Below are 9476 nucleotides of genomic sequence, written 5' to 3' on the forward strand. Positions count from 1 at the left end.
GGAGGGGGTGGCGGGCATCAGTTTCCTTCGGGAGCGGTGACGCCGTGCAGGAGGGTGGCCTTGCCATGGCCGGTCACCGACAGCGAGCCGATTCCAACCACCGACAAGAACTTCGTGTCGTACGTGCTGGTGACGACAACGGTTAGGGTCTTGCCGTCGCCGGACACGCTGACCGTGCCGGTGGCTCCGGCGGACCGCAGGTACGCCTGGGCGGCGGCCTGTGCGTCCTGCGGATTCACGGTGATCGCGGTCCCCTTGATGGCCTCGGCGGGGTCGATGGCCTGTCCGCCCGCCCGGGCGGCTTCGCCGGCGACGTAGTCGGCGCGTTCCGTGGCCCGCATCTTGCTGCCGCCGTCGACGGCCAGGCCGATGATCCCGATCAGCGCGATGACGCACACGGCGACAAATACGGTGACGCCTCCCCGGTCGTCTCGTAGCGTCCGGTGCGGGACGCTCTGGCGGAAGATCATCAGTCCCCCCGTTGCCGGTACTGATCCACGACCGAGGTGGCGGTCGACGTGAGCGTCTTGGCTCCCGGCACGCCTGGAAGCAACAGGTCGGAGAGGTTGACCGTGCAGGTCACCGTCGCGGTGACCGTCCCTACCTGCCCCACCGGCACGCTGAGGCCACCCGTGTTGATGCTGACGCTGGTGGACGAGCACTTGATGCCCTGGTCGTCCAGGGACTGGGCGGCCGCCGCCTGCGCGGCGCTGTGCGCGGAGGCCGCGGTGCGGTGAATGGAGGCCTCTCGTGCCGCATCCTCGGCCGCGGCGTCGATTTTCGCGCCGGAGGTGACGATGCGTCCTCCGGCTATGGCCATACAAATGAACATGATCAGGGCGGGGAGGATGATGGCAGCCTCGATCGCCGCGCTGCCCTCGTCGCTGCGCAGTCTGCGTGCCCAACGGGCCTTGCAACGCACGTCGTTCACCCTCCCGGGACCGTCCATCTCTCCACCGGGCCGGACGCGGACTGGGTGACCCGAAGGCCGGAGACGCCCGGGATCATCGACATGGCGGTCCCGGACACGGAAACCTGCACACGCTGCCCGTTGCTGCTGGCCGAGACGCTGTAGCCGCTCAGGCTGTCACCCGCGGTGCGGCCCAGCACGTCTCGTGCCTGGGCCGCACCGTCGGCGGGGCTCGACTGGTAGGCGCGGGCGGCGGTGAGGCCCTCGCGGGCCGCGGTCAGGGCGATCTGCCGCGCGTAGTACCACAGGGAGGCCTGAATCACGGCAACCGTGGCGAGGAGCACGAACGGAAAGATGATCGCCATCTGGATGGCGGTGTCGCCGCGGTCGTCACGCCATCGTCGCCCCTGCCACCAGTCCTTCAGCCGCTCGGGACCAGACATCACAGTCCGTTGAGCTTGCCGTTGTACTTGGCGATCACGACGGCGATGGTGCCGGCGATGAGGACGGCGCCGGTGACGGCGGCGACCCAGATGATGACGGTGGTGGTGCTGATGTCGCCGCGGTCCGGGCGGCGGGTGGCCTCTTCCAGGCCCTCCTGCAGACGCGTGCTCAGCCGGATCGCCGCCCGGTTGGCGCGTCCGATGATGCGGGATCCCCGGCTGTCGTGGGCGGGTCGGCGGGGAGCCCTGTCCGGGCCGGCGTGCGGGTGGGTGGTCGCCCGGATCACAGCACGGCGCGTGCGGGCTGCGGTGTGCTTCATGTGGCTTACCTCTCTGCTGCGTTGCACAACGTTGGTGGTCAGACGGTCAGCATCCGGATCACGGCGGGAAAGGCCATCAACAACATGACCAAGACGGCCAAGAGGGCCCCGGGCGCGGTCATCTTTTCGCTGGCCGTGTTGGCCTCGGCGGCCTGGGCGGCCAGGAGTTCGGCGTTGAGGGCGGCGGTGCGGGCGCGCAGGGCCTTGTAGACGGCGGCGCCGTCGGTGGCCGAGCCGCGCATGATGTCGGCGACGTCGTCCAGGACGGGCAGGTCGTATGCGTGGGCGAGTTCCGTGAGCGCTTGATACGGCGCAATCTTCTCCAGCCGTGCCCGGCGCAGCGCGCCTTGGAGATAGAGGAAGGGCCAGCCTTCGCCGACGGCGGCGGCTTTTTCCAGGGCTTCGGCGGGGCCGGCGTCGGCGGCGCGCTTGAGGGCAACCAGGTCGAGGTAGGCGGACAGGGCGTGCGCGAACTCCTCCCGTGCCCGCTTGGCCGCATCCCGCACGGCGAGATCCGGCGTGATGAACAGCAGGCCGGCGATGATGAGTCCGACGCCGGCGGGCACGTAGAACGGCAGCCCCACGCCCACGATGATCCACGGAATCGTCGCGATCACCGGGCAGAGCAGACCCAGACCAGCGAGCGCGACCTTCTTCAGCATGAACTGGCCCGGCCCCTGCCCGAGCAGAGCCAGGTTCACGGTGGGGACGCGGACGCCCGGAAGCCGCTCGAGTCGGGCGAGCAGCCACCGGCCCCACACCTCCTCGCGGTCCAGCTCCGGCTCGGGCATCGTCAACGTGGCCGGGGCGCTGCGCTTGAGGGCCGGCCCCAACGCCGGCTGGGGCGTGAGGAGTTCGCGGATCAGCAGGGCGAGGCCGGCGCCGACCGTGCCGCCGGTCACCACAACGGGGAGCAGGTTCACGAAGCGGCTCCTTCCGGCTTGCCGGCGACGATCGGCTTCTCCGGCTTGGGCGGGGGCGCGGGCAGGCGGACAGAGCTGGCCGGGTCGGGGATGAGGAAGCGCGGGATGCGGCGGAAGGTGCCCAGTTGCCGCATCAGGGCGAGCACGCCGATGAATCCGGCCGTCAGGAGGGCCAGGACGAGCTGTCCCAGCAGCGTGGAGTACGGCTTGGTGTAGCTGGGCACGAAGAACCCGGCCGCCACGACGCCTGCGGTGATGATGGTCATCCACCGTACGGTGGTGCGGGGTTTGGCCCGGTCGGCCTCGATGGCGCGTTTCTTGGCGACCTCCTCGCGGACGGTCCCCGACAGATCCTCCAGGGCTTGGGCCAGGCCCGGGCCGCGGTCGCCCGCGGACAGGATGAGCGCCGCGCTCACCTTGTCGGCGGTGACGTCGTCGAGTTCGTCGGCGAACGCGCGCAGGGCTGCTTCCGGCCGCCATCCCAGGCGCAGCCGGTCGGACAGGGTGGTGATCTGCGGGGCGAGTTCGTCCGGTGCCCCCTGACGGCTGGTGATCATCGCCTGTTCCAGGCCCATGCCGAGCCGCAGCAGGCCCGCCAGCCGCTGGGTCCACTCGGACAAGGCCTCCAGCTGGCCGATGCGTTCGGCCGCGACCTGCGCCGGGCTGATCAGCCAGGGCACGCCGATGACGGCCGCGCCGAGCAGCGCGCCCCCGACGAAGTTCCCCGAGACCAGCCACACACCTGCGAAGACCACGACGGCCGCGAGGATGAGGGTCTGCCTGCGCAGCCGTGCGTGCTCCCCCTGGTTCTTCCCACCGGACCGGCCCGCCTGCCAGCGCTTGAAGAGCGGGGCCCGGCGCGGCGCAGTCGTACCCACGACACCCGCCACGACACCGACCAGCCCACCGATGACGGCCATGCCGCACAGCAGGCCCAGCAGCAGCGTCATCGGACCGCTCCCACCTTCAGCGGCAGCGGCGCCGGCCAGGCCCCGTAGGGGTGGTGCAGCAGACCGGAGTCGAAGCCGGCGCGGCGCAGGTCGTCGATGCAGGCCGGGTCCATCTTCGGCACCGCCCGCAGTTCTCCCCACTCGGGTGCGGGGGCGAAGATCTCATTGGTGGCGGGCCGGCCCGTCTCGCCGATGCCGGTGACCTCCAGGACGTGGGAGACGTAGCGGTGGCGGCGGCCGCCGATCTGCGTCTCATCGGTCATGTCGACGTAGACGATGAAGTCCAGGCCGTTGGCGCTCTGCCGGTAGGCGAGCTGCTCGGAGAGATTGCCTTGGGCGAGTGCGTACAGTTCGGCGATCCGGTCGAAGACGATGTCCGCACGGCGCGCGTGGATGGTGCACAGGTTGCCGCCGGAGCCGTTGGTCAGCGCCTGCATCATCGCCACGACTTCGGGGCCGCGGACCTCGCCGACCACGATCCGCTCGAGCGACATCCGCAAAGCGGGATGCATCAGATCCAGCAGGGTGACCTCGCCGGCGCTGCGGCCGGTGGCGTCCTTTTCCCCGTTGGACTCCCGCCCGATGAGGGAGACGACCTGGCGGTGGTAGCCGCCTGTGTGGCAGAAGAGTTCGTCTTCGGTCTGGATGGTGGCGAACCGGCACTCCGGGTCGAACTCCTTGAGCATCGCCCGCAGCAGGGTGGTCTTGCCGGCCTTCTGCTTCCCCGCGATCATGATGTTCTTCTCCGCGCGCACGCAGGCGCCGAGGAACTCGCGCAGGATCGGGTCGATGGTGCCCAGCCGGATGAGGTCGTCGAGGTTCGCGTGGGAGATGCGGTGGCGGCGGATGACCGCATACGTCATCGGCCCGAGCCCGGTGACGGCCTGCAGCCGGGAGCCGTCCGGCAATGACAGGGCGAGGGTGGGGTTCGCGGTGGAGATGGTGCGCTCGCTGTGCCCCGAACTGCGCGCCAGCTCCCGCAGGAGTTCCAGCAGTTCCTCTTCGGAGTCGGCGATCGGGCCGACCCTGCGGCGCTGGCCGTCGCCGTAGTCGAGCCACACCTCGTGCGGGCCCTGGACGATGATGTCCTCGACCCGCTCGTCGTCCAGGTACGGCTGCAGCCGGCCGGCCCTAAACAGCAGGTCATACACCGAGCGTCGCAGCGCCTCGTCCTCGTGCGGCGTCATCGCCTGGGCGTCCGAGAACAGCGCAACAGCCTCGGCAATCCAGTTCAGGCAGCGCTGCTCTTCGCTGGCCCGGTCCATGCCGGGCTTGGTCTTGAGCAGCTCCTCGCGCTGCCTGGCCACCTGGGAGGCGATCTCGCGGGCCACCCGGTAGTCGACGGTGATCTGAGGAGCAGCTGAGCCCAGTACCTGCGTACTCGAGGCAGCACCAGCAACTGCCGGTGCTCCGTTGGCCTGGTGGGCCCGCTCCTGGGCCACCGGTGCCACCGTGGGGTCGGGGTGCAGGGGCCTAGCGTGCACGGCTGACCTCCCCGCCCGGCGTGCGCGCAGCACGGGGATCGAGACGGGCCCGGCGCAGGGCAGCCTGCTGCACCAGCAGCGTGCCGGCCGTGCGGGCGGCCTTCATCAGCGGCGAACGGGTGAAGTGGCGCGGCTGTTCGGCGCCGTCGGACAGCACACGCGCGTCCCTGGGCGCGTACGGCAGCGTGGCGATCACCGGCACCTGCAGCACCCGCTGCACCTCACCCGCCGGATAGGGGCCTTCGTCGATCAGCAGCACACCGACGCCGCCGACGCGCTCCTGCAGCGTGCGGACCCGGCCCTCGGCGGCCTGCAGACTGCGCAGGGTGTTGCGGACCACCACGCAGACGGCATCGGCCCGCTCGGCCAGCACTCCCGAGGGCCCTACCGCGCCGCGCCGCCCGAGGTCGATGAGCACGTCGTGGCCATGATCGGCCTCGATGCCGCGGAACATCTGCGCCAGGAGTTTCCACACCTGGGTCAGGCTCGCCGCCTGCACCGGGTCGCTCAGGCCGGGCAGCAAAAGCCGGTCCGGCGCCGATTCGGGCCGGCCGTCACCGCTGCCGAGGTCGATCAGCTGCCGCCAGAAGGCCTCACCGAACTCGCCCTTGCGGGCCGCGACACTGAGGTTGCGCAGCCCGTAGCGGTCACCGAGTGTGCCCTGCAGCAGCCCGTGCAGCACGGCCGAGCCGTCCGGGTCGCACTCGGCCAAGATCATGCGCCGGCCCGCCTGAAGCGGCCACGACAGCAACAACGCCAGCGCGCTCGTGGTCACACCGGGCGCGCCGCTGCACCCGGCGAGCGCTATCACCGCCATCAGCTGCCGTCCGCAGCAGCGAGGACCAGACGCAGCGCGCCGGCCGCCTCCCATGCGGCGGCTGTTGGCCCGTCGGCGGCGGACACGGCCACGTCGACGACCACGATCCCGCTGCCCGGAGCGGCACCGGACGCCTTCACGACCCGGCCGCCGATGGTCGCCGACACCGCCCCGGTCGCCTTGCCGGAGCCGGTGTCCGGGCCCGTGTCGCCGGCCCCCTGGGCCGGGACGTGCACCAGGGCCACTTTCTGGCCCGGCACCAAAGCGGTGGCGGGGATCTGCTTGGGCTCCAGACCGATCGGCACCAGCTGCTCGCCCGCCTTCACCAGGCTGTCCCTGGTCACCTGCGACGGCGCGAGCAGGGATCCGGGTTTGAGTTCCACCGCGGCCCGCTGGCCCACCACCGCCGTCAGATCACCGGCGCGTACCGCCTTGACGGCCGGGTCCAGGGCGACGGACGCCCTGCCCAGGTCGTCCTCGGCCAGGACCTGCCCGACCTGGACCTCGCGGACCACGGTCACCACCTCGGTGCGGTCGCCGACCTGCAGCAGCAGGACGGCCACCCCCGCCCCTCCGGCGGCGATCAGCGCCAACGACAGCGCGATGACCCCCGGGCGTCGCCGGCGCGCCGACACCCGGGGCGGCGCCACCGGCCCGGCCACACGACCCTCCGGTAAAACTCTGTGCGGGGCTGCGTCTGCACGTGCGTGTGTGCTGCTCAACTCTTCGTCCTTCCGGCGCCGTTACCTGACGACCTGAACCTCGCCGATCGCCACCTGCATCAGGGATTGCTGAGTCTGGGTGAACTGGCCGCTCTGCCCGCCTGCGCCGGCGGTGACGGCCCAGTTGATCATCCATGTCGACGTCGCTGTCAGCCGGTACCTGCCGCCTGCTGCGGCAGCCGACGTCTTGGCGTACACGTGACCGCACGTCGGGGACTCGGCCATACCGGCCGAGGCACGGTAGACCGTGCCCGGGCCGTGGCACGTCACCGTGGCGCCGTCGCCCATCCGCCAGACGATCTTCGAGACCCTGGCCGTGGCCGTCACGGTGACCGCGCCCGCGGACGCCGACGCGGACTGCGGACCGTACGTGGTCGGACTCTGGTTGACCCACATCCACACCGGCACGCCCACGGTGTACCTCCCACCCGCCCGCGGGCTGGCGATGTCCGGGCCCAGCAGCCGCATCTTCCTCACCGCCTCCCGAGCCAGCACCTCCGGGTCGACGGCCACGCCGCCACCCGGCGGCTGGGCGAACCACGCGCTGGTCATGCCGGGGTTGTCGGGGCAGTACGCGCTATAGACAACGCCATCCGCCGGGTCATGGCCCTCCCACCGGGGATCACCCGCCGGCGGCTGCGGATTGGCCTTCTGGAAATAGCAGTTACGGCCGTTGACCCAGTCGCCATAACCGTCCAAGTGGCAGGGCACCGGATTGTGGCCCACCCGATCGTCGAAGCACTCGGGCTTGCCGGAGCTGCCATGCGAGGCATGCTCGCTGTCCCCGTCCTTGCCCGGCGTGGTGACCGTATCGTCGGCGACTACACGGCACAGGCCCCTCTCATTGCAGACGACCTTGCCTCCGGCGTACGCGGTACTCTCCGTCGTGCCTAAGACGGCCAGTGATGCCAGCACGGTGGCCGCGACGACGCGCCAACTCAGCATGGCTTGTCCTTGTGTGCCTTTTCGTCGGTGACCAGCCACCGCGAACTCTGCTTCTGGAGATGCGCAGTGATCGTGTAGCGCTTGACCTGATTGGGCGGGACGAGACTCTTTCCGGTCTTCTTGTCGACGGACTCCCATGTGTTCAAGTCGAAGCAAACGGAGAGAGCCGCTCGAGCACCGGAGGCATCGAATGTGACGTCGTCCTCGGACGTTGTTACTTTGGGCTCGCCTTTGACGACGATGCCGTTCCGCATGTTGACGAAGACGGTGTCCTTCGCATCACGAAGTGCGTCGCCGGTGGCGTACTTGGTGATGTCGCTCCCGGCGAGCGACGATTTCGCATACGCCTTGACCTCTTCGTCGTTCATGCCTTGGTAGGCGGCGATGACGTCCTTGCGGGCCTGCGCCTCGTCGGCGGACATGGTCTTGGTGGGCGTGGCGCTGCTGGGGGTGGGCGACGTCTCGGCATTGTCTCCACCACCGGAGGAACAGCCGGCTGTCAGCGTGATCGTGGCAAGTGCCAGCAGAGCCGAGATCGCTGTGCGTCGATCTCGGTTGCGGACGGCGGTGAGTGATGGGGTGCGGTGTTGCTGGATCACTTGGTCTCCCCGTACGGCGCGGTCTGGTCGACCGCTGCCCCCGGTCTTCGCCGTGCGATGACCCAGAACCGCGGCCTGCCGGCTGCGGTGGTGCTTTTGCGTGACGGTGAGGTTACGCATATGCCAGTCAACTTCCCAGTGTCATATTCGAGTTCACTCGCTCAACTGGGGACGTATCCGGTCACTCCCGGTGGCGAGTGTCGACTTGTCGTCGCTTGTTGTGGGGGTGGAATGGGGCGGGCGTCCGGTTTTCACCGGCACGGTCAGTCGTCGGGGCGGGGGTAGGAGATCTCGACGCGCCGGTTGTTTCGGCGGCCGGCTTCGGTGGTGTTGGGGGCTGCTGGGTGGCTCTCGCCGAATCCGCGGGTGTCGAAGACGACGGGTGTGCCGCGCAGTTCGGTGGCGAGGACGGTCTGGACGGCGGTGGCGCGTTGTTGGGAGAGGGTGTGGCCGTGGGCGGCGGTGCCGAGGTTGTCGGTGTATCCGTACACCCTGATCGTGGTGCCCGCCCGCGGCTGGATCTGCCGGGCCAGCGCGGTGATGCGGGAGCGCGCCGACGTGCTCAGCCGGGCACTGTCCTTGGGGAAGAGCACTGCTGCCTGCAGGACGACGGTCACCTGGGTGCCGGTGGTCTCCCGGCGCTCGGCTGTGTCCTGGTTCGCGACCACGCGGGTGATGTCGGCGGGCTGCGAGGCGAGGTCGAGGACTTTGGCGGGAGCGAGCCTCGCACCATCGCGCAGGGCAAGCCCGGGCCTGTCCGGGGCGCCGGCGGACAGCAGGGGAGAGCCCGGTGCGGCGCTTGGCCCGCCGGCGGCGGCTGCCTGCCCGGCCCAGCAGGCGGCCCCGATGCTTGCCGCGGCCGCGAGGACGACGGGGAGGAGTGGGGTGGTGGGTCGTGTTCGGAGGGTGGTCATGCGGGCGCTGTCCTCACTGGCTGATCGTGATGGTCGCGGTGTCGAAGAGCGGCAGCTGGAAGCCGACCGTGTACGCGGCAGGTGCGGGGAACTGCATGAAGACGTGTGCGCTCTCGCCGGCTGTGAGGGTGGACAGGCCGGTGGTGGTCAGGGGGCGGCCTTCGGTGTCGCGCAGGACGTAGTAGCGCTTGTGGTGGGGGAAGTCGACGAGGGTTGCTCCGGCCAGGGACGGGCCGGTGGTGAGGACTTTCAGCTCCTCGCCGCGTAACTCGGCGGGGATGACGGCCACGGTGGGGGAGTTGTTGGTCAGGTTGCCGCGGACGGTGACGTATCCGGCTCGGTCCCGTCGGGCCGATGTGATCGACAGCGACAGGCCGCCCGGGGCCGTCAGCTGGGCGAGAGGCCGGCGGGCCTCCAGCTGTGCGTGGGGGGCGGATGCGGCGTGAGGG

13 protein-coding genes are annotated in these 9476 nt (G+C 70.2%); all 13 read right to left on the reverse strand.

Annotated elements, in window-relative coordinates; genetic code table 11:
• Positions 1 to 17: 17 nt before the first annotated feature.
• On the reverse strand, positions 18 to 470 hold the full coding sequence (locus GRC12_RS37370; RefSeq protein ID WP_208784627.1) for a TadE/TadG family type IV pilus assembly protein: 453 nt from the start codon (positions 468 to 470) through the stop codon (positions 18 to 20).
• Positions 470 to 931 (reverse strand): TadE/TadG family type IV pilus assembly protein, encoded by a 462-nt coding sequence (locus GRC12_RS37375; protein WP_308286721.1) that lies wholly within the window; start codon positions 929 to 931, stop codon positions 470 to 472. The genes GRC12_RS37370 and GRC12_RS37375 overlap by 1 nt, the downstream gene beginning before the upstream one ends.
• A complete protein-coding gene (locus GRC12_RS37380) occupies positions 928 to 1353 on the reverse strand; it encodes a TadE/TadG family type IV pilus assembly protein (RefSeq protein WP_208784631.1) in 426 nt (141 codons plus the stop codon). Before GRC12_RS37380 ends, GRC12_RS37375 begins: the two co-directional genes overlap by 4 nt.
• Complete coding sequence (locus GRC12_RS46805) at positions 1353 to 1532, reverse strand: hypothetical protein (RefSeq protein ID WP_308286723.1); 180 nt, start codon at positions 1530 to 1532, stop codon at positions 1353 to 1355. The genes GRC12_RS37380 and GRC12_RS46805 overlap by 1 nt, the downstream gene beginning before the upstream one ends.
• A 179-nt stretch (positions 1533 to 1711) precedes the next feature.
• Entirely contained in the window at positions 1712 to 2596 is an 885-nt protein-coding gene (locus GRC12_RS37390) for a type II secretion system F family protein (protein WP_208784633.1), read from the reverse strand.
• Positions 2593 to 3546 carry a type II secretion system F family protein gene (locus GRC12_RS37395; protein ID WP_208784634.1) on the reverse strand — a complete coding sequence of 318 codons (954 nt, stop codon included), beginning with the start codon at positions 3544 to 3546 and terminating at the stop codon, positions 2593 to 2595. The genes GRC12_RS37390 and GRC12_RS37395 overlap by 4 nt, the downstream gene beginning before the upstream one ends.
• Positions 3543 to 5030, reverse strand: coding sequence for a CpaF family protein (locus GRC12_RS37400; RefSeq protein WP_208784635.1), 1488 nt, complete (start codon positions 5028 to 5030; stop codon positions 3543 to 3545). Before GRC12_RS37400 ends, GRC12_RS37395 begins: the two co-directional genes overlap by 4 nt.
• The gene (locus GRC12_RS37405) at positions 5020 to 5847 is read right to left on the reverse strand and encodes a hypothetical protein (RefSeq protein WP_208784636.1); all 828 of its coding nucleotides are present in this window, start codon (positions 5845 to 5847) and stop codon (positions 5020 to 5022) included. The genes GRC12_RS37400 and GRC12_RS37405 overlap by 11 nt, the downstream gene beginning before the upstream one ends.
• Complete coding sequence (locus tag GRC12_RS37410) at positions 5847 to 6509, reverse strand: SAF domain-containing protein (protein WP_308286722.1); 663 nt, start codon at positions 6507 to 6509, stop codon at positions 5847 to 5849. The genes GRC12_RS37405 and GRC12_RS37410 overlap by 1 nt, the downstream gene beginning before the upstream one ends.
• 81 nt (positions 6510 to 6590) lie before the next feature.
• Positions 6591 to 7514: an ATP/GTP-binding protein gene (locus tag GRC12_RS46055; protein WP_244374364.1), complete on the reverse strand. Its 924-nt coding sequence runs from the start codon at positions 7512 to 7514 to the stop codon at positions 6591 to 6593.
• The gene (locus GRC12_RS37420; protein WP_208784637.1) at positions 7508 to 8113 is read right to left on the reverse strand and encodes a hypothetical protein; all 606 of its coding nucleotides are present in this window, start codon (positions 8111 to 8113) and stop codon (positions 7508 to 7510) included. The genes GRC12_RS46055 and GRC12_RS37420 overlap by 7 nt, the downstream gene beginning before the upstream one ends.
• A 263-nt stretch (positions 8114 to 8376) precedes the next feature.
• The gene (locus tag GRC12_RS37425) at positions 8377 to 9027 is read right to left on the reverse strand and encodes an OmpA family protein (protein WP_208784638.1); all 651 of its coding nucleotides are present in this window, start codon (positions 9025 to 9027) and stop codon (positions 8377 to 8379) included.
• Between the two features lie 13 nt (positions 9028 to 9040).
• Positions 9041 to 9476: hypothetical protein (locus tag GRC12_RS37430; protein ID WP_208784639.1), on the reverse strand; the 436-nt coding region annotated here is incomplete at its 5' end.

The sequence above is a fragment of the Streptomyces griseorubiginosus genome (genome assembly GCF_017614965.1).
In the GTDB taxonomy this organism is placed as follows: Bacteria; Actinomycetota; Actinomycetes; order Streptomycetales; family Streptomycetaceae; genus Streptomyces; species Streptomyces griseorubiginosus_B.